General features: G+C 60.5%; 19 protein-coding genes. 9 read left to right on the top strand and 10 right to left on the bottom strand.

All coding sequences use genetic code 11. The annotated features are described in order from the left end of the window. Positions 1–125: 125 nt before the first annotated feature. Complete coding sequence (earP, locus tag ACFZPT_RS22790; protein ID WP_034112582.1) at positions 126–1259, top strand: elongation factor P maturation arginine rhamnosyltransferase EarP; 1134 nt, start codon at positions 126–128, stop codon at positions 1257–1259. 49 nt (positions 1260–1308) lie between these two features. Next, entirely contained in the window at positions 1309–1881 is a 573-nt protein-coding gene (locus ACFZPT_RS22785; protein ID WP_003172723.1) for an elongation factor P, read from the top strand. Positions 1882–1944: 63 nt separating this feature from the next. On the opposite strand, the gene ACFZPT_RS22780 is transcribed toward ACFZPT_RS22785, so the two are convergent. The 4 genes from ACFZPT_RS22780 to ACFZPT_RS22765 form a co-directional block, all read right to left on the bottom strand. Further along, entirely contained in the window at positions 1945–2961 is a 1017-nt protein-coding gene (locus ACFZPT_RS22780) for an alpha/beta hydrolase (RefSeq protein WP_034112584.1), read from the bottom strand. A 27-nt stretch (positions 2962–2988) separates the two neighbouring features. Further along, on the bottom strand, positions 2989–3408 hold the full coding sequence (locus ACFZPT_RS22775; protein ID WP_099313098.1) for an organic hydroperoxide resistance protein: 420 nt from the start codon (positions 3406–3408) through the stop codon (positions 2989–2991). Between the two features lie 228 nt (positions 3409–3636). Next, on the bottom strand, positions 3637–4089 hold the full coding sequence (locus ACFZPT_RS22770; protein ID WP_099313099.1) for a MarR family winged helix-turn-helix transcriptional regulator: 453 nt from the start codon (positions 4087–4089) through the stop codon (positions 3637–3639). 78 nt (positions 4090–4167) lie between these two features. Next, positions 4168–5118, bottom strand: a complete 951-nt coding sequence (locus ACFZPT_RS22765) for a LysR family transcriptional regulator (protein ID WP_099313100.1) — start codon at positions 5116–5118, stop codon at positions 4168–4170. Positions 5119–5226: 108 nt separating this feature from the next. Between ACFZPT_RS22765 and ACFZPT_RS22760 the strand changes: the two genes are divergently transcribed. Further along, a complete protein-coding gene (locus ACFZPT_RS22760) occupies positions 5227–5976 on the top strand; it encodes a sulfite exporter TauE/SafE family protein (protein WP_099313101.1) in 750 nt (249 codons plus the stop codon). On the opposite strand, the gene ACFZPT_RS22755 is transcribed toward ACFZPT_RS22760, so the two are convergent. Further along, positions 5966–6847 carry a LysR family transcriptional regulator gene (locus tag ACFZPT_RS22755; RefSeq protein WP_034096594.1) on the bottom strand — a complete coding sequence of 294 codons (882 nt, stop codon included), beginning with the start codon at positions 6845–6847 and terminating at the stop codon, positions 5966–5968. The two genes, ACFZPT_RS22760 and ACFZPT_RS22755, sit on opposite strands and share 11 nt — an antisense overlap. Before the next feature lie 70 nt (positions 6848–6917). On the opposite strand from ACFZPT_RS22755, the gene ACFZPT_RS22750 reads away from it, so the two are divergent. Continuing rightward, a complete protein-coding gene (locus ACFZPT_RS22750; protein ID WP_034096595.1) occupies positions 6918–7124 on the top strand; it encodes a DUF1127 domain-containing protein in 207 nt (68 codons plus the stop codon). Positions 7125–7169: 45 nt separating this feature from the next. Beyond that, complete coding sequence (locus tag ACFZPT_RS22745) at positions 7170–8399, top strand: winged helix-turn-helix domain-containing protein (protein WP_099313102.1); 1230 nt, start codon at positions 7170–7172, stop codon at positions 8397–8399. A gap of 102 nt (positions 8400–8501) precedes the next feature. On the opposite strand, the gene ACFZPT_RS22740 is transcribed toward ACFZPT_RS22745, so the two are convergent. Further along, positions 8502–9848, bottom strand: a complete 1347-nt coding sequence (locus ACFZPT_RS22740; RefSeq protein WP_034096597.1) for a class II 3-deoxy-7-phosphoheptulonate synthase — start codon at positions 9846–9848, stop codon at positions 8502–8504. 124 nt (positions 9849–9972) lie between these two features. On the opposite strand from ACFZPT_RS22740, the gene ACFZPT_RS22735 reads away from it, so the two are divergent. Beyond that, positions 9973–10728 carry a spermidine synthase gene (locus ACFZPT_RS22735; RefSeq protein WP_034096598.1) on the top strand — a complete coding sequence of 252 codons (756 nt, stop codon included), beginning with the start codon at positions 9973–9975 and terminating at the stop codon, positions 10726–10728. A 108-nt stretch (positions 10729–10836) separates the two neighbouring features. Here ACFZPT_RS22735 and ACFZPT_RS22730 read toward each other — a convergent pair whose 3' ends face one another. Next, a complete protein-coding gene (locus tag ACFZPT_RS22730; RefSeq protein WP_187696905.1) occupies positions 10837–11103 on the bottom strand; it encodes a hypothetical protein in 267 nt (88 codons plus the stop codon). Positions 11104–11214: 111 nt separating this feature from the next. Between ACFZPT_RS22730 and ACFZPT_RS22725 the strand changes: the two genes are divergently transcribed. Then, complete coding sequence (locus ACFZPT_RS22725) at positions 11215–12888, top strand: DEAD/DEAH box helicase (protein ID WP_014717677.1); 1674 nt, start codon at positions 11215–11217, stop codon at positions 12886–12888. Positions 12889–12964: 76 nt separating this feature from the next. Here ACFZPT_RS22725 and ACFZPT_RS22720 read toward each other — a convergent pair whose 3' ends face one another. Beyond that, positions 12965–13732, bottom strand: a complete 768-nt coding sequence (locus ACFZPT_RS22720; protein WP_034112660.1) for a class III extradiol ring-cleavage dioxygenase — start codon at positions 13730–13732, stop codon at positions 12965–12967. A 103-nt stretch (positions 13733–13835) separates the two neighbouring features. Between ACFZPT_RS22720 and ACFZPT_RS22715 the strand changes: the two genes are divergently transcribed. Next, entirely contained in the window at positions 13836–14492 is a 657-nt protein-coding gene (locus ACFZPT_RS22715) for a thiopurine S-methyltransferase (RefSeq protein WP_034096600.1), read from the top strand. A gap of 58 nt (positions 14493–14550) precedes the next feature. Here the strand turns inward: ACFZPT_RS22715 and htpX are convergent, their stop codons facing one another. Then, a complete protein-coding gene (htpX, locus tag ACFZPT_RS22710) occupies positions 14551–15438 on the bottom strand; it encodes a protease HtpX (RefSeq protein WP_034096601.1) in 888 nt (295 codons plus the stop codon). Positions 15439–15741: 303 nt separating this feature from the next. Next, the gene (locus tag ACFZPT_RS22705) at positions 15742–16953 is read right to left on the bottom strand and encodes a pyridoxal phosphate-dependent aminotransferase (protein WP_034096602.1); all 1212 of its coding nucleotides are present in this window, start codon (positions 16951–16953) and stop codon (positions 15742–15744) included. A 202-nt stretch (positions 16954–17155) separates the two neighbouring features. On the opposite strand from ACFZPT_RS22705, the gene msrB reads away from it, so the two are divergent. Then, positions 17156–17548 carry a peptide-methionine (R)-S-oxide reductase MsrB gene (gene msrB / locus ACFZPT_RS22700; protein ID WP_034096603.1) on the top strand — a complete coding sequence of 131 codons (393 nt, stop codon included), beginning with the start codon at positions 17156–17158 and terminating at the stop codon, positions 17546–17548. Positions 17549–17642 lie beyond the last annotated feature (94 nt).

The raw sequence follows: 17642 nt of genomic DNA, 5'->3' as shown, positions 1-17642 counted from the left end.
TCCTGGCGGGCATTGACGGCATGGCGGCGATTGTCGCACAGCCCCTGTGCAGAATAATCACGATCAAGACTTCTGCATCCGTGCATTTATGCGGACAATCGCCCATTTGATCGATGGAGCCCGGAATGAAAGCCCGCTGGGATATTTTTTGCAGCGTCGTCGATAACTACGGCGACATCGGCGTGACCTGGCGCCTGGCCCGGCAATTGGTGGTGGAGCACGGTTGTGCCGTGCGCTTGTGGGTCGATGACTTGCGCGCCTTCGAACGTATGTGCCCTGACATTGACATTCGGCTCGACCAGCAATGGCAAGAGGGCGTCGACGTGCGCCACTGGCCGGCCGAGTGGGCACAGGCTTCGGCGGCAGATGTGGTGATCGCAGCGTTCGCATGTCAGTTGCCGCCGGACTATATGGAAGCCATGGCCGCGTGCGAACGGACTCCGCTGTGGATGAACCTGGATTACCTCAGCGCCGAAGAGTGGGTGGTGGGTTGCCATCGTTTGCCGTCGGTGAAGTTCAAGGGCGTGCAGAAGTACTTCTTCTTTCCGGGGTTCCGCGAAGGCACTGGAGGGTTATTGCGAGAGGCTGGATTGCTGGAGCAACGTCAGGCTTTTCAGCAAGACGCCGAGGCGCAGCGACAATTCCTGCATGCGATGGGCGTATTTCCGACCATTGGCACGCGATTGATCTCACTGTTTGCTTACGAAAACCCTGGGCTGGCCCCATGGCTGGACGTGTTATCGACGGACGGGACCGCCACTCATCTGTTGGTGCCCGAGGGGCGCATACTCGGCGATGTGCAGCGCTGGCTCGGCGTGGATGGGTTGGCAGCCGGGGATATTCATCGGCGCCAAGCCCTGACCGTGCAGGTGCTGCCGTTCGTGCGCCAGGAGCAATACGACCGTCTGCTCTGGTGCTGCGACTTCAATGCCGTGCGCGGCGAAGACTCGTTCGTGCGCGCCCAGTGGGCTGGCCGACCGCTGTTGTGGCATATCTATCGCCAGGACGAAGACATTCATCTGGACAAACTTGACGCGTTTCTAGACCTCTACACCGCCGCGCTTTCTCCGGCGGCTAAAACTGCGCTCGTGGCTCTCTGGCAAGCCTGGAACACCGAGGGCGATATGGCCAGCGCTTGGAAAATGCTGCTGGAACACTGGCCCGAGGTAGCCCGGCATGCCGAGTCGTGGTGTCTGGAACAGGCATTGCAGGACGATCTTGCGACGGCGCTGGTACAGTTTTATGAAAGTTGGATATGATACGCGACCTTGATTTTTGTAAATCCCATCCAAATTTCGGATATACGTAATGAAAACTGGTAAAGAACTGAAACCCGGTACAGTGATCCGTCTCGAAAACGACCCTTGGCTGGTTCAGAAAGCTGAGTTCACCAAGTCTGGTCGTAACAGCGCAATCATGAAGACCAAGCTGAAGAACCTGCTGACCGGTTACAAGACCGAGATCGTCTACAGCGCCGACGACAAACTGGACGACGTGATCCTCGACCGCAAAGAAGCGACCCTGTCCTTCATCAGCGGCGACACCTACACGTTCATGGACACCACCGACTACACCATGTACGAGCTGAACGCTGAAGATATCGAAGCCGTTCTGCCGTTCATCGAAGAAGGCATGGAAGACGTCTGCGAAGCGATTTTCTTCGAAGAGCGCCTGGTTTCCGTAGAGCTGCCGACCACTATCGTGCGTAAGGTTGCCTACACCGAAGGTTCCGCCCGTGGCGACACTTCCGGCAAGGTGATGAAGCCTGCCAAGCTGAGCAACGGCACCGAACTGCAAGTAGCCGATTTCATCGAAATCGACGACCTGATCGAAATCGACACCCGTGAAGGTGGTTCGTACAAAGGTCGCGCCAAGAAGTAATTCTGGCTTCGCCGATACGAAAAAAAGCCCGACCTAGCGTCGGGCTTTTTCGTGGGCGGTGGGTTACTTCAGGTGTTGCTTGAGCTCATCGGACGCCTGCAACAGGGCCGAACGCACCGCCGGCACTTGGCTGACCACGTTAAGCAACCCGTAGTCGTGGATCATGCCGTTGTAACGCACCGCCGTCACCGGCACGCCGGCCTCGTCCAGTTTGCGCGCATACGCCTCGCCTTCGTCGCGCAGCACGTCGGCGCCGGCGGTCTGCACCATTGCTGGTGGTAGACCCTTGAGTTGCGCGGTGGTGGCGCGCAGCGGTGAGGCGTAGATCTCGGCGCGTTGCTCGGCGTCGGTGGTGTAGTTGTCCCAGAACCACTTCATCATATTTTTGGTAAGGAAGTGCCCTTCGGCGTACTGGTTGTAGGACGCTGTCTCGAAGTTGGCGTCCGTTACCGGCCATAACAGCAACTGGAACTTGATTGCCGGCGTACCCTTGTCTTTGGCCATCAGGCTGACCACTGCGGCCATGTTGCCGCCGACGCTGTTACCGGCCACCGCCAGGCGCTTGCCGTCGACGTTGATCTCTTTGCCATGCTCGGCCACCCACTTCGTGGCGGCATAGGCCTGATTGATCGCCACCGGGTAATGGGCCTCGGGTGAAGGCGTGTAGTTGACGAACACTGCCGCCGCTCCCGAACCCGCCACCAGATCCCGTACCAAGCGTTCATGGGTAGGGTAATCCCCCAGCACCCAGCCGCCACCGTGGAAGAACATAAACACCGGCAATGTGCCCTTGACCCCGGCTGGACGCACGATGGTCAGCTCCAGCGGCTGGCCATCGACCTGGATGGTCTTGTGGCTCACGTCCGCCTGGGGCAGCGTCAGCTTCACCCCCGCCTGAGCGCCGGCCAGCACCGCACGGGCGTCTTTCGGCGTCAGTTGTTCGATGGGTTTGCCGGTACCGGCATTCAACGCATCCAGAAAAGCCTGGGTGTTGTGCTCCACCTCGCCGGTCGCCGCGAAGGCGCTGCCGATGGACAGGGCGAGCAGGGTGCCGGTGAGTGCTTTACCAATGGTGTTCATGTGCTTCTCCTTAGGCGACAGAGTTGATCAGACGGTTACATGCAGACGTACATCGACGTTGCCACGGGTGGCGTTGGAATACGGGCAGACCTGGTGAGCGGCGTCGACCAGGCTTTGCGCATCCGCCTGGCTCAGGCCTGGCAGGCCGATGTGCAGGTCGATATCCAAGCCGAAACCGCCGGGGATCTGGCCGATACCGACGTGAGCGGTGATCGCGGCGTTATCCGGGATTTTGCGTTTGGTCTGGCTAGCAACGAATTTCAGTGCGCCGATAAAGCAGGCCGAGTAACCGGCGGCGAACAGTTGTTCCGGGTTGGTGGTCTGGCCGCCGGCACCGCCGAGTTCTTTCGGGGTGGAGAGCTTGACGTCGAGGATGTTATCGCTGGAAACAGCGCGACCATCACGGCCGCCGGTGGCGGTGGCTACTGCGGTATAGAGCGTTTGCATGGTGGAACCCTCGTTTTTTTAGCGCTAAAGTTTTGTGCGCTAAGTAGTTGGTGAGGGCAAATATATAGCGCTAATGTTTAGCGCGCAAGATAAAAGTTAAAAATATTTTCGTCCCGCTCTAAATCGCTGTGGGAGGGGGCTTGCCCCCGATGGCGGTTTATCAGTCGACAAATTTTTGACCGAGCTGCCGCAATCGGGGGCAAGCCCCCTCCCACGTCTTTACTGTGTTCAGATCGCGTTTTGCAAGTTGCCGCGCAACGCGAGCAGATCCGCTTGCAGCTTGCGCAATTGGTCCAGCTCCAGACCGCTGGCGCCGAGAATGCATTGAGGGATCCCCATGGCCTTGGCTTGCAAGGCGCGGCCAGCATCGGTCAACTCCACCACCACCACGCGCTCGTCTTCGCGGCTGCGGGTGCGGCTGAGCAGATCTTCGGCTTCCAGACGCTTGAGCAGGGGAGTGAGGGAGCCGGGATCGGTCAACAGTCGGCTACTGATTTCACCGACGGTTAAACCGTCCTCTTCCCACAACACCATCATGGCCAGGTACTGCGGGTAGGTCAGGCCCAGCGCTTGCAGCAGCGGCTTGTAGACCTTGGTCATCAGCAGTGAGGTGGAATGCAGGGCGAAACACAGCTGGTTGTCCAGCATCAGGGATTCGCAGGGGGCAGGGTTCTTGCTCATGGTGGCGCCTTAAAAACGTGTCTGCTCTGGAATCTAGCGGGCAAATCTTTAATGCGCCAGGTAATTCTGCCCTAACGGTCAGATCAAGCCGCTCTGCAGTGCCAGATCCCACGGTGGCACTGGGCTGAAACGCGTTTTCAAGTATTCGAGCAGCAGACGACTGCGGGCGTTGGGTTGTTGCTCCAGGCGCAAGGCGTAGATCCCGGTGGTTTCCGGACTGGGCAAACCGTTTTCGCAAAACAGCGGTAACAGTTCGCCGCGCACTAGGTACTCACTGGCCAACCATGTCGGCAGATGGGCGATACCCAGCCCGGCGAGCGCTCCGCAAAGCAAGGCTTCGGCGTTATTGGCGCTCATGCGGATGCGCTGCGGGCGGTAGGTGGCGCGACGCCCATCCGGCTCGAAGCGCCAGGCAAACATAGGCGCCAGTCCGTCCCAGTCCAAGCCATCGTGGTCGCTCAGTTCCCGAGGATGGGTCGGCGTGCCGCGGCTTTTCAGATAGGCCGGGCTGGCGCAGGCGATGCGCACGATGCTGGCCAATGGGGTGGCGATCAACCGCGTATCGACGATATGCCCGGCGCGCAACACCAGATCGACTTTGCCCAGGTGCGCGCCCTGCATGTCCACGAAGCTATCGATCAGATGCAGGTGCACATCCAGCCCGGGGTATACGTTGAGGAAGTCGGCAATCACCGGTGCCAGGTGGCGTCGCCCAAAAGCGGCCGGCGCATCCACCCGAATCAAGCCTTCCGGCGCATGGCTTAGGGACACCGCTTCGGCGCTTGCCAGTTGCAGCTCGCTGACAATCCGCCGCGCCCGTTCGGCAAAGGCCAGGCCCGCCGGTGTCGGCACCACCGCGTGGGTGCTGCGCTGGAACAGACGACTGCCCACCGAATTTTCCAGGCTGTCGATACGCCGAGCCACGGCCGACGGCGTCAGCGGATGGCGACGCGCCGCAGCGGAGAAGCTGCCGGTCTCCAATACGTCGAGAAACAGGCTCAGTTGGTCGGTCAAGATGTTCGGATTCATGGCGGCTGCTTGTGCGAGATTGGCACAGCCATTGTGCGTTGCTGTGCGTTTCCGCGCCAGGCGCGACTGCGTAGCATGCGAGGTCTTGGGTTGGTGGAGTAATGCGCGGTGTTGGATTTAGCGATTTATCTGGTCTTGGGCGCAGCCCTCGGCACGGTCGGCGGGTTGTTCGGCATTGGCGGTGGGCTGATTGCTATCCCGGTGCTCGGCGTGCTGTTCGGCCTGGATCAACAGATTGCCCAGGGCACCGCGCTGGTCATGGTGGTGCCCAATGTGATGCTGGCGCTGTGGCGCTATCACCAGCGCAATCGCATCGAATTACGCCACGCCTTACCCTTGGGCGTAATGGGATTTATCTTCGCCTGGCTGGGATCGATCTGGGCGGTCGGCCTGGATGCCGGAGCGATGCGCATCGGCTTTATCGTGTTTTTGCTGGTGCTGTCGGCCTACAACCTGGTGCGAATGTTCACGCGCAACGCACCAGCCACGGCGCAGATGCGCTACGGCTGGCCTTGGCTTGGCGTGCTGGGCGCGGCTTCCGGGTCCATGGGGGGCTTGTTCGGAGTGGGCGGCGCTGTGGTCGCCACGCCAGTGCTGACCAGCGTGTTCGGCACCACGCAGGTGGTCGCCCAAGGATTGTCCCTGGCGCTGGCGCTGCCCAGCACTAGCGTGACCTTGGTGACCTACGCCTGGCACCACGAAGTGGACTGGATGATCGGCTTGCCGCTGGCCATCGGCGGCCTGCTCAGCATCAGTTGGGGCGTGAAGGTCGCCCATGCCATGCCGGAACGCCTGCTGCGCGGCCTGTTCTGCGCCTTCCTGGTGGTGTGCGCGGTGATGCTGACGTTTAAAGTCTGAAGCCCTCGCGGATGTAATCGGCCAGGCACTCGGTGATCGGCGAGGTCATGTTGGCGTTGCGTAACAGGTGCAGGTTCATCGACGGCAGCGGCGGGAAGCCTTCGTCGCTGCCGAGTACGCGCAGTTCCTCGGTCACCAGGCTTTCCATGCAGATCATCACCGCCAGCCCGGCATTCACTACCGCCTGGATCGCCGCGACGTTGGAGCTGTGATACGCCAGGCGGTAGTCCCGTCCGGCCGCCTCCAGCGCGGCGCAGGTCCATTGGGTATAGACGCAATCGGTGCCGGAGACCGCCAGCGGCAGCGCATCATGTTCGTCCACGCAAAAGCACGGCGATGCCGCCCACACCATGCGTTCGGTACGCAGCAGCTCGCCGATTTCATGGCCCGGCTCGCGGCTGACCACGGTCAATGCCAGGTCCCGGCGCTGCATCAACACCGTGGACGACTCGCAGTGCATCTCGATCTGGATCAACGGGTATGCCTTGGAAAACGGCTTGAGAATGCCCGGCAGGAAACGCATTACGTAGTCGTCCGGCGTGCCGATGCGCACCAGCCCCACCATATGCGGCTCGCGCAAGGTGTTGAACACTTCGCTGTGCAGCTTGAGGATGCGTCGCGCATACCCCAGCAACACCTGGCCCTCTGGCGTCAACCGCACTTGGCGGCCATCGCGCTCGAACAGTTTGCGCTGCAGCACGTCTTCCTCCAGGCGTTTCATCTGCATGCTCACCGCCGACTGCGTGCGGTTGACCAACTCTCCAGCGCGGGTGAACCCGCCGTGATCGGCGATGGCGACGAAGGTGCGCAGCACGTCCGTATCAATGCTTGGGTAACCGGACAATTGATCAATCTCCGAGATGGATTGCATAAGAAACATTCGTTGGATTGATCATAGGGCCAAGCACACACTGGCGTCATCCCCAAGGGAGGGTGACGAGATGAAAGGTCAGAAAGGTTTTGTGCTGTTGGCGAAACGCCCGTTTGCCGGGCTATTTCAGGTGATGAGCCGTTGGCAGGTACTGCATCAGGAGCGTCGGTTGCTGGCGAGCTTGAGCGATGACGCATTGAAGGACATCGGCCTCAACCGCGCCGATGTGGAGCGCGAGCGTCATCAGCATTTCTGGCAGGACCCGCTGCGAAAATAACCATGGATGCAGTAGGGTAGGCGGCGAGCCCTCACGGAGACTGCCATGCCTGCCGACCTGTGTTTCTCCCTCAAACAAGCGCGACGCCTGGCGCTGGCAGCCCAAGGGTTTTCCGGGCGTCAGCCGCCGGCGTTGGTCAAGGCCACCCATGTCAATCGCTTGATCGAGCGACTCGGGGTGTTGCAGATCGACTCGGTAAATGCGCTGGTGCGTTCCCATTACCTGCCGTTGTTTTCCAGGCTAGGCCAGTACTCACCGGCGTTGCTGGAGCAGGCCGCCTGGAGCCAGGGGCGGCGACGGTCGCTGTTCGAATATTGGGGGCACGAAGCCTCATTGCTGCCCATGGCGTTGTATCCATTGCTGCGCTGGCGCATGGCACGGGCTCAGCAGGGGCAGGGCATTTATGCGCAGATGGCGCGCTTTGGCCGCGAACAGCAAGCCGTTATCCAGCGCGTGCTGAAGACGGTGGAACAACAGGGTGCGCTGGGTGCTGGCAGTCTGTCGACCCGCGAGGAGCGCGCCGGCCCGTGGTGGGACTGGAGTGACGAAAAGCACGCGCTGGAATGGCTGTTTGCTGCGGGCCTGGTCACCGTTGCCGGTCGGCGTGGGTTCGAGCGCCTCTACGATTTGCCTGAACGGGTGATCCCCGACGCCATCCTGAACACCCAGGTGAGTGAAGCCGAGGCGCAACGTGGCCTGTTGTTGCACAGCGCCACCGCGTTGGGGCTAGGTACTGAAAAAGACCTGCGCGATTACTTTCGTCTGGACCCCGCCGACAGCCGCATTCGCCTTGCCGAACTGGTGGAAGCGGGCCAGTTGCTCAGTTGTCGGGTGCAGGATTGGAAGCAACCGGCGTACTGCCTGCCAGCCCCAACCGTGCCGCGCAAAGTACCGGCCAGTGCCTTGCTGTCGCCGTTCGATTCGCTGATCTGGGAGCGCAACCGCACCGAGCGTCTCTTCGACTTCCGCTACCGCCTGGAGATCTACACGCCGCAACACAAGCGCGTGTACGGCTACTACGTGCTGCCGTTTCTGCACAATGAACGCATCGCCGCGCGTGTTGACCTGCGCGCCGAACGCGCCCACTCACGCCTGGCGGTGCATGCAGTGCACGAAGAAGCGCCAGGTCTGGACGAGGAGGGGATGCGGGCGTTGGCGGTGAATTTGCGCCAGATGGCCGACTGGCTGGGGTTGCAGCAGGTACAGCTCAATTGCCAGAGGCCCAGTGCCGATCGATTGCGCAGCGCGATGATCGGCTTGGATGTTGGCCGTTAGGGCCTCATCGTGGGCAAGCCCACTCCCACATTGGAATGCAGGGTTTGATTGCAATGCATTCCCTGTGGGAGTGGGCTTGCCCACGAGGGCGTCAGCCCAGTCTCAGCGTTTGACCTGCTTCAACGTCTCGGCAATCAGAAACGCCAGCTCCAGCGACTGATCGGCATTCATCCGTGGGTCGCAGTGGGTGTGGTAGCGGTCCGACAAACCATCCTCGGTGATCGGCCGGGCGCCGCCGATGCATTCGGTGACGTTCTGCCCGGTCATCTCGATATGAATCCCGCCGGCATAGGTGCCCTCGGCCTGATGCACCTGGAAGAACGCCTTCACCTCCGCCAGGATCTGCGCAAAATCCCGGGTCTTGTAGCCGCTGCTGGCCTTGATGGTGTTGCCGTGCATCGGGTCGGAACTCCACAGCACTTGTTTGCCCTCGCGCTGCACGGCGCGGATCAGATTGGGCAGGTGGTCGCCGACCTTGCCGGCGCCCATGCGCGCAATCAGGTTGAGGCGGCCGGGGTCATTGTCCGGGTTGAGAATGTCGATCAGGCGGATCAGATCGTCCGGGTCCATGCTTGGGCCGACCTTGACACCGATCGGGTTGTTCACCCCGCGCAGGAACTCGACGTGGGCGCCGTCCAACTGACGGGTACGGTCGCCGATCCACAGCATATGGGCCGAGCAGTCGTAGTAATCGTTGGTCAGGCTGTCACGGCGAACGAAGGCTTGTTCGTAATTGAGCAGCAGCGCTTCGTGGGCGGTGAAGAAGCTGGTCTCGCGCAGTTGCGGCGAACTGTCCATGCCGCAGGCGCGCATGAACGCCAGGGTTTCGTCGATGCGGTCGGCCAGTTGGCTGTATTTGTCGGCCAGCGCGGAGTTGGCGATGAAGTCCAGGTTCCACTTGTGCACTTGGTGCAGGTCGGCAAACCCGCCCTGGGCGAAGGCGCGCAGCAGGTTGAGGGTGGCGGTGGACTGGTGGTAGGACTGCAGCAGCCGCTCCGGGTCCGGCACGCGGCTTTTCTCGTCGAAACCGATGCCGTTGACGATATCGCCTCGGTAGGCGGGCAGGGTGATGCCATCGATGGTTTCATCGTTGGCCGAGCGCGGCTTGGCGAATTGACCGGCCATACGCCCGACTTTCACTACCGGGCAACCGGCAGCGAAGGTCATCACGATGGCCATCTGCAGCAGCACCTTGAAGGTGTCGCGGATTTTCGCGGCGGAGAACTCGGCAAAACTTTCGGCGCAGTCACCGCCCTGCAACAGGAAGGCGCGGCCTTGGGTCACTTCGGCAAACTGACGGCGCAACTCGCGGGCTTCCCCGGCGAACACCAGCGGCGGATAGCTGGCCAGGCTTTGCTCCACTTGCAACAGGTGCGCTGCATCCGGGTACTGGGGTTGTTGCTGGATCGGCAGGGCGCGCCAGCTCTCGGGGCTCCACGGTTGGCTCATCTTGAACTCGATTGGCTGATTGACGGTCGGGCGCCAATGTTATCAGCAATTAGTGCGTGACCTGTTGCCGCCGGTTGGCCGACAATCGCGCCTTTGCCCAGCGGTAAACCCTTTAGGAGCAGTGATGACAGAGGAGCGTGTCGAGCGCGTGCTGGCCGAGGTCCATGATGACTTCGGCATGATCCGAGTGCTCGAAGTGGCCGACTACCGGTTTCTCGAATTCGGCGATGCCATCGAGCAAAGCTGTGTGTTTACCGCCGACCCGAGCTGGCTGGAGTACGACTACACCCGCGCCATGCTGATCGGCGCGTTGTGCCACGAGCAGCCCGAGAGCGCGCTGTTCCTTGGCCTGGGCGCCGGTACGCTGACCCAGGCATGCCTCAAGTTCCTGCCATTGGAGGATGTCGAAGCCATCGAACTGCGCCCCGACGTGCCGCGCCTGGCCATCGAATACATGGGCTTGGACGACGATCCGCGCCTGTATATCCGCATTGGCGATGCCCTGGAGTTGCTGGAAAGCGCCGAACCGGCCGATCTGGTGTTCGTCGACCTGTATACCGATGTGGGCCCCGGCGTCGGGCACCTGGCGTGGGCCTTTCTGGAGAACTGCCAGAAGAAACTCAACCCTGGCGGCTGGCTGGTAATCAACCAGTGGGCCACCGACGATGGCAAACCGTTGGGCGCGGCGTTGCTGCGCGGTTTGTATCACCGGCATTACTGGGAATTGCCGGTGAAGGAGGGCAACGTCATCCTGTTGGTGCCGTCGGAGTTGGATCAAGAGCTCGACCTGCACGCACTTTCGGCTCGTGCCGAAGCACTGGCAGCGCAACTGGGCTATTCGTTGCAGCCACTGATCAAGGCGATTAGGTCGGCCACTTAGTAGGCTGAGCGCGCCCGTCCGCGCTCTTGTGGGGGAAGGTAGCCCCGGTGGGGGATCATTCTCTTGCTGGATTCGTCCGGTAACGGGCAGGTTTCAAACCAAAGGGTCTTAAAAGTTAAGTGAAACGTTTAAGCGCGTTAGCCAGCGGGGCCGGGCCTTTGTAAAAACAAACCCGATCGATTTGGTTTTTAAAAGCGTTGCAGCCGCGCGTTTATCGGCGGCCGCCGATAAAAAAAGCTCCCTTTTTCGGCTATTTCCGGTATAGTGCGCGCCGGCCTTTAACCGGGCCGCGTTTAGGTAGCGCAATTCCCCGAAGTCAGCTTCGGCTGCACGTCCGCACAGCGGACTCTCCCTTGACGAATCTTTTTCATTCATTCGTTTTCGCAAATCCCCGCCGACAAAGCAGCCAGGGCGACTCTTGAGTCTCAACACGGCATGCGCAGCTTTGGAGCATGGGTCTTTGCGGATGCACTCAGAGGCAGACCCATGACCCAGGAAACCGGCGGCTTCGCCGCTTTTAATCTTAATCCGAACATTCTTGCAGCCGTCGCAGCGACCGGCTACGAAGAACCTTCGGCTATTCAGCAGCAATCGATCCCAATCATCATGGCCGGTAAGGACATGATTGGCCAGGCGCAAACCGGTACCGGTAAAACCGCCGCGTTTGCCCTGCCTATCCTGCATTGCATCGATCCTGCCAAGCGCGAACCGCAAGCCCTGATCCTGGCGCCAACCCGTGAGTTGGCGCTGCAAGTAGCAACCGCTTTTGAAACCTACGCCAAGCAAATGCCTGGTGTAACCGTTGTGGCCGTTTACGGCGGCGCGCCGATGGGCCCACAACTGAAAGCCATCCGTAATGGCGCACAGATCGTTGTCGCCACCCCGGGCCGTCTGTGCGACCACCTGCGTCGTGACGAGAAAGTCCTGTCGACCGTGAACCACTTGGTTCTCGACGAAGCTGACGAAATGTTGAAGCTGGGCTTCATGGACGATCTGGAAGTCATCTTCAAGGCTCTGCCAGCGACCCGTCAGACCGTACTGTTCTCGGCCACGCTGCCTCAGTCGATCCGTGCCATTGCCGAACGCCACCTGCGCGATCCGGAGCACGTGAAGATCCAGACCAAGACTCAGACCGTTACCGCGATCGAACAGGCTCACCTGTTGGTTCACGCTGACCAGAAGACCTCGGCTGTATTGAGCCTGCTGGAAGTCGAAGACTTCGACGCCCTGATCATGTTCGTGCGCACCAAGCAAGCGACCCTGGACCTGGCCAGTGCCCTGGAAGCCAAAGGCTACAAAGCCGCTGCGCTGAACGGTGACATCGCCCAGAACCAACGTGAGCGCGTGATCGACTCCCTCAAGGATGGCCGTCTGGACATCGTTGTGGCGACCGACGTTGCTGCTCGCGGCCTTGACGTTCCACGTATCACCCACGTGTTCAACGTTGACATGCCGTACGATCCGGAATCCTACGTTCACCGTATCGGCCGTACCGGCCGTGCCGGTCGCGAAGGTCGTGCCTTGCTGCTGGTGACGCCGCGTGAGCGCCGCATGCTGCAAGTGATCGAGCGTGTGACCGGTCAGAAGGTGGCCGAAGTCCGCCTGCCTGATGCCCAGGCCGTTCTCGATGCCCGCATCAAGAAACTGACCAACAGCCTGGCACCCCTGGTGGCTGACGCTGAATCGACCCACGGCGACTTGCTGGACCGCCTGACCGCCGATATCGGTTGCACCCCGCGTGCTCTGGCCGCCGCACTGCTGCGCAAGGCCACCAACGGTCAGGCCCTGACCCTGGCTGCCATCGAGAAAGAACGCCCACTGGTTCCGAACAGCGCCCCGCGCGGTGATCGTCCAGAGCGTTCCGGCGACCGTCCGGACCGTGGTGATCGTGAGCGTCGCGCTCCGGTGCCATTGGCCGAAGGCCGTGCCCGTTGCCGTACCGCGCTGGGTGCGCGTGACGGTATCGCTGCCAAGAACCTGCTGGGCGCTATCCTCAACGAGGGTGGCCTGGCGCGTGAGGCTATCGGTCGCATTCAGGTCCGTGACAGCTTCTCCCTGGTGGAGCTGCCGGAAGACGGTCTGGAAAAACTGCTGGCCAAGCTGAAAGACACTCGCGTTGCCGGTAAGCAGCTGAAGCTGCGTCGCTACCGCGAAGATTGATCGGCCCTTGGGCTGATTGATCGAAAATAAAAAATCCCCGACTGGTTCGGGGATTTTTTTTTGCCTGACTTTACGGTTAGTCGAATCGGTAGATGTCCATGCCGAGCGCGCCCATCGTGAAGCCTTGGTGCGCCACACCGAACGTGCCGCCGGCGCCACGCGCGAAGAACAACGGTAACAGGTGTTCGTCGCTCGGATGGCTGCGCACGGCATAGGGCGCCTGGCGACGGTAGTCATGCAGGGCCGCTTCATCATTGGCCGCCAGTTTATCCACCACCCAATCGCGGAACTCCCGCGCCCAGGGCTCGATGCTCTCCGGTCCCGCGTGCCAGTCCAGTTCACCCAGGTTATGGGTGATGCTGCCGGAACCGATCAGCAACACGCCTTGGCTGCGCAGGCCCGCAAGGGCGTGGCCAATGCGAGTTTGCAGGGCAGGGCCCATACGGCTGGGCAGGGAAACTTGCACCACGGGAATGTCGGCTGCCGGGTACATCAGCGAGAGCGGCACCCAAGTGCCATGATCAAAAGGGCGGCGCTCATCGACTCTCGCATTCAAGCCGTCGGCGTGGAGCAATGCGACAACTTCGCTGGCCAACTGCGGGTCCCCTGGCGCCGGGTACTGCACGGCGAACAGCTCGCGGGGAAAACCGCCGAAGTCGTGCCAGGTTTGCGGGGCGGCACTGCCGCTGACCAGTAATTCCTCGCTTTCCCAGTGGGCCGACACAACTACAATGGCCTTCGGTCTGGGCAATTGCGCGGCGAGGCGCTGCAGGGCAGGACCGCTGGCGCCAGGTTGCAGGGCCAGCATGGGCGAGCCATGGGAGATAAACAGGCTAGGGAGCATTTGAAGGGTCCTGAGCGTTAACATGGGCCCATCTTCAATCAGATCATTGATCTAAATCTAATATAAGTTTTAGCAGTATTTGATCGAATTTTTGGGGTGATCCATGGAACCTGAGTTTTGGCATGACCGTTGGGCGACCAACCAGATCGGCTTTCATCAGTCCGACATCAATCCTTATTTGCTGCGGCATTGGCCCTCACTGGCCCTGGCTCACGGTGCTCAGGTGTTGGTGCCGCTGTGCGGCAAGAGCCTGGACCTGATATGGCTGGCCAGTCTGGGGCATCGGGTGCTTGGGGTGGAGCTATCGGAACAGGCTGTGCAGACGTTCTTCAGTGAGCAGGGGCTGCACCCGCGAATTCATCAGCATGGTGCGTTCACGGTGTATCAGGCTGGGTTGATCGAGGTGTGGTGCGGTGACTTCTTTGCATTGGACGCCGAGGTGTTGGCCGACTGCGCTGCGTTGTATGACCGTGCCGCGTTGATCGCTTTGCCGCCGTTGATGCGGGCACGTTATGCCGCGCACTTGAATCGTTGCCTGCGTGCGGGCTGTGAGGGCCTGTTGATCACCTTGGATTACGACCAGGCGCTGAAAGCCGGTCCGCCCTTTGCGGTCACGCAGGATGAGGTGAGGGTGTTGCTCGCGTCGCACTGGACGCTGCAAGTGCTGGAGGAGCAAGACATTCTGGGCGAGAGCTGGAAATTCGTGCAGGACGGCGTGCCGCGCCTGGACGAACGCGCATACCGACTGACCAGGGTGTAAATCGCGCCCACTAAAAAGGGGCGATCAGATCGCCCCTTTTCGGTATTGCCGGTTGCCGTCAGCCGCGACGACGCAAGGCGTCGATGCGCTCTTCCAGCGGTGGGTGGCTCATAAACATGCGAGCCAGGCCCTGTTTGATGCCGCCGTTGATGCCGAAGGCGGTCAGGCTGTCCGGCATATGCACCGGCAGGCCCTGTTCGGAGCGCAGGTGTTGCAGCGCTGCGATCATCGCCCCGGTGCCGGCCAGGCGTGCACCGGCTTCGTCCGCGCGGAATTCGCGTTTGCGCGAGAACCACATCACGATGGCGCTGGCCAGGAAGCCGAGTACCACTTCCGCGAAGATGGTCGCCACGAAGTAGGCAATGCCACGGCCTTCTTCGTTCTTGAAGATCACCTTGTCGACGAAGTTACCGATGATCCGTGCGAAGAACATCACGAAGGTGTTCACCACGCCCTGGACCAGTGCAAGGGTGACCATGTCACCGTTGGCCACGTGGCCGATCTCGTGGGCCAGCACGGCCTTCACTTCATCGTACGAGAAGCGTTCGAGCATGCCCTGACTCACGGCAACGAGCGCGTCGTTCTTGTTCCAGCCGGTCGCGAAGGCGTTGGCTTCATAGGCCGGGAAAATTCCGACTTCAGGCATCTTGATGCCCGCCTCGCGGGACAGCTGTTCAACGGTTTGCAGTAACCATTGTTCGTGGCGGGTACGGGGCTGAGTGATGACCTGGGTGCTGGTACTCATCTTCGCCATCCACTTGGAGATGAACAGCGAGAAGAGCGAGCCGGCAAAACCAAAGACCGCACAGAAAATCAGCAGCTGATTGAGGTTCAGGTCAACCCCATTGGCCGCCATGAACCCGTTGAAGCCAAAAAGGCTCAGGGTGACGCTGGCAATCAGCACGACCGCCAGGTTAGTGGCCAAAAACAGCAGGATGCGCATCATGGTTGTAGAGTTCTCCTCATGCTTAATATGTTGCGTACTGCGGGGTATATAAGGTGCGTCATGGGGCTATTCAACCGAGCGACTATTTCAAACTGTGTCCTACAGCATGAATGTAGAGCCTTGAAGGGATTTTCCCACATGAAACACCGCTCGATATCTGTCCTTAGTTGCCATATTTCCCCATGATTATAGGGAGATGGGGGCAAATAACAGGTTAACGCAGTAAGTGGGGAGGGTGGCGGAATAGAAGTGTTGCCAGATGCTCGCTGTACGACCGGATCTCGGCCGTACAGCTACGTTTCACTACTGGCGATAAGACTTCAGGAAGTTGCCGATACGACCGATGGCCATCTCCAAGTCATCCACGCGCGGCAAGGTGACGACGCGGAAGTGATCCGGCCACGGCCAGTTGAATGCCGTGCCCTGTACGACCAGCAGTTTTTCCGATAGCAGCAGGTCGAGCACGAATTTCTCGTCGTTGAGAATCGGGCAGACTTTCGGATCGATCCGTGGGAAGGCGTACAGCGCGCCCATGGGTTTGACGCAACTGACGCCAGGGATGGCGTTGAGCAGCTCCCAGGTGCGGTTGCGCTGTTCCAGCAGCCGGCCTTGTGGCAGCACCAGGTCGTTGATGCTTTGATAGCCGCCCAGGGCGGTCTGGATCGCGTGCTGGCTCGGTACGTTGGCACACAGGCGCATATTGGCCAGTATGTCGATGCCTTCAATGTAGCTCTGGGCGTTGTGCTTGGGGCCGGAGATGGCGATCCAACCGGAGCGGAAACCCGCCACGCGGTAGGACTTGGACAGGCCGTTGAAGGTCAGGCACAACAGGTCCGGCGCCAGGGAGGCGGTGCACACATGTACGGCATCGTCGTACAGGATCTTGTCGTAGATTTCGTCGGAGAACACCACCAGGTTGTGCTGACGCGCCAGTTCGAGCATGCCCAGCAGCACTTCCTTGGAATACACCGCGCCGGTAGGGTTGTTCGGGTTGATGATCACCAGCGCCTTGGTGTTCGGGGTGATCTTGGCCTTGATGTCGGCCAGGTCCGGAAACCAGTCGGCGCCTTCGTCACACAGGTAGTGAACGGGGTGGCCGCCGGCCAGGGTCACGGCGGCGGTCCACAATGGGTAATCAGGCGCAGGTACCAGCACTTCGTCGCCGTTGTTGAGCAAGGCCTGCATGGACATCACGATCAGCTCGGACACGCCGTTGCCCAGGTAGATGTCCTCGATGCCGACGCCTTCCACCTGCTTCTGCTGGTAGTACTGCATCACCGCCTTGCGCGCGCTGAACAGGCCTTTGGAGTCGCTGTAGCCTTGGGCGGTGGGCAGGTTGCGGATCACGTCTTGGAGGATTTCGTCCGGCGCTTCGAAACCAAACGGCGCCGGGTTGCCAATGTTCAGCTTGAGGATGCGATGGCCTTCCTCTTCCAGGCGTTTGGCGTGCTTGAGCACTGGGCCGCGAATGTCGTAGCAGACGTTGGCGAGCTTGTTCGATTTGCTGACCTGCATGGCGATGTGATCCTGAAAATGAACGATCCAGACGGTGTGGGCACTACCGTACTGTGAAGGCTGCGAGGCCCGCACCCAGAAATACGTTTGAATGCCGGTAGCGCGGGTGCCAGACTGGCGTTTTGAAGAGGCGCAATCATACGTGCCGCCTGATCCATGGAAAAGACACAGATCAGGGTTTTTCAGTTGCCGAGGTGTACCGATGGATAAGTTGCAGAAAACCGTTGAAGAATGGAAAGCGATGCTCGATCCGGAGCAGTACAACGTATGTCGCCTCAAAGGTACCGAGCGACCTTTCAGCGGCAAGTACAACGACACCAAAACGGACGGCGTGTACCACTGCATTTGCTGCAATGAGCCGCTGTTCGATTCCAAGGCCAAGTTTGACTCGGGCTGCGGCTGGCCCAGCTTCTACGAGCCGATCGCCGACAGCGCCATGATCGAGATCCGGGACGTCAGCCACGGCATGATCCGTACCGAAGTCACCTGCGCCAAGTGCGATGCGCACCTGGGGCATGTGTTCCCCGATGGTCCGCCACCGACCGGTTTGCGCTACTGCATCAATTCGGTGTGCCTGGATCTGGTGCCTCGTTGAAGTGAGTAGGTAGCGCGTCGGGAGTGAGTGACGAGATGGCTCGCTCCCAGTCATAAACGTGATCGAGCATGATCAATGCGCTCAATTAAGTTGT

Origin of the sequence: Pseudomonas sp. MD330_10 (genome assembly GCF_042610415.1) — a bacterium.
In the GTDB taxonomy this organism is placed as follows: Bacteria; Pseudomonadota; Gammaproteobacteria; order Pseudomonadales; family Pseudomonadaceae; genus Aquipseudomonas; species Aquipseudomonas rhodesiae.
Note: the sequence above shows the minus strand (reverse complement) of the source record. Positions and strands in the feature narration are given on the sequence as shown.

Coding starts and splice junctions, on each gene's coding strand:
- ACFZPT_RS22770 (WP_099313099.1), bottom strand. CDS start 4,089: ATGAGCAAGAACCCTGCCCCCTGCGAATCCCTGATGCTGGACAACCAG.
- ACFZPT_RS22725 (WP_014717677.1), top strand. CDS start 11,215: ATGACCCAGGAAACCGGCGGCTTCGCCGCTTTTAATCTTAATCCGAAC.
- ACFZPT_RS22745 (WP_099313102.1), top strand. CDS start 7,170: ATGCCTGCCGACCTGTGTTTCTCCCTCAAACAAGCGCGACGCCTGGCG.
- ACFZPT_RS22780 (WP_034112584.1), bottom strand. CDS start 2,961: ATGAACACCATTGGTAAAGCACTCACCGGCACCCTGCTCGCCCTGTCC.
- ACFZPT_RS22785 (WP_003172723.1), top strand. CDS start 1,309: ATGAAAACTGGTAAAGAACTGAAACCCGGTACAGTGATCCGTCTCGAA.
- ACFZPT_RS22755 (WP_034096594.1), bottom strand. CDS start 6,847: ATGCAATCCATCTCGGAGATTGATCAATTGTCCGGTTACCCAAGCATT.
- msrB (WP_034096603.1), top strand. CDS start 17,156: ATGGATAAGTTGCAGAAAACCGTTGAAGAATGGAAAGCGATGCTCGAT.
- ACFZPT_RS22735 (WP_034096598.1), top strand. CDS start 9,973: ATGACAGAGGAGCGTGTCGAGCGCGTGCTGGCCGAGGTCCATGATGAC.
- earP (WP_034112582.1), top strand. CDS start 126: ATGAAAGCCCGCTGGGATATTTTTTGCAGCGTCGTCGATAACTACGGC.
- ACFZPT_RS22720 (WP_034112660.1), bottom strand. CDS start 13,732: ATGCTCCCTAGCCTGTTTATCTCCCATGGCTCGCCCATGCTGGCCCTG.
- htpX (WP_034096601.1), bottom strand. CDS start 15,438: ATGATGCGCATCCTGCTGTTTTTGGCCACTAACCTGGCGGTCGTGCTG.
- ACFZPT_RS22775 (WP_099313098.1), bottom strand. CDS start 3,408: ATGCAAACGCTCTATACCGCAGTAGCCACCGCCACCGGCGGCCGTGAT.
- ACFZPT_RS22705 (WP_034096602.1), bottom strand. CDS start 16,953: ATGCAGGTCAGCAAATCGAACAAGCTCGCCAACGTCTGCTACGACATT.
- ACFZPT_RS22715 (WP_034096600.1), top strand. CDS start 13,836: ATGGAACCTGAGTTTTGGCATGACCGTTGGGCGACCAACCAGATCGGC.
- ACFZPT_RS22750 (WP_034096595.1), top strand. CDS start 6,918: ATGAAAGGTCAGAAAGGTTTTGTGCTGTTGGCGAAACGCCCGTTTGCC.
- ACFZPT_RS22730 (WP_187696905.1), bottom strand. CDS start 11,103: ATGAATGAAAAAGATTCGTCAAGGGAGAGTCCGCTGTGCGGACGTGCA.
- ACFZPT_RS22765 (WP_099313100.1), bottom strand. CDS start 5,118: ATGAATCCGAACATCTTGACCGACCAACTGAGCCTGTTTCTCGACGTA.
- ACFZPT_RS22740 (WP_034096597.1), bottom strand. CDS start 9,848: ATGAGCCAACCGTGGAGCCCCGAGAGCTGGCGCGCCCTGCCGATCCAG.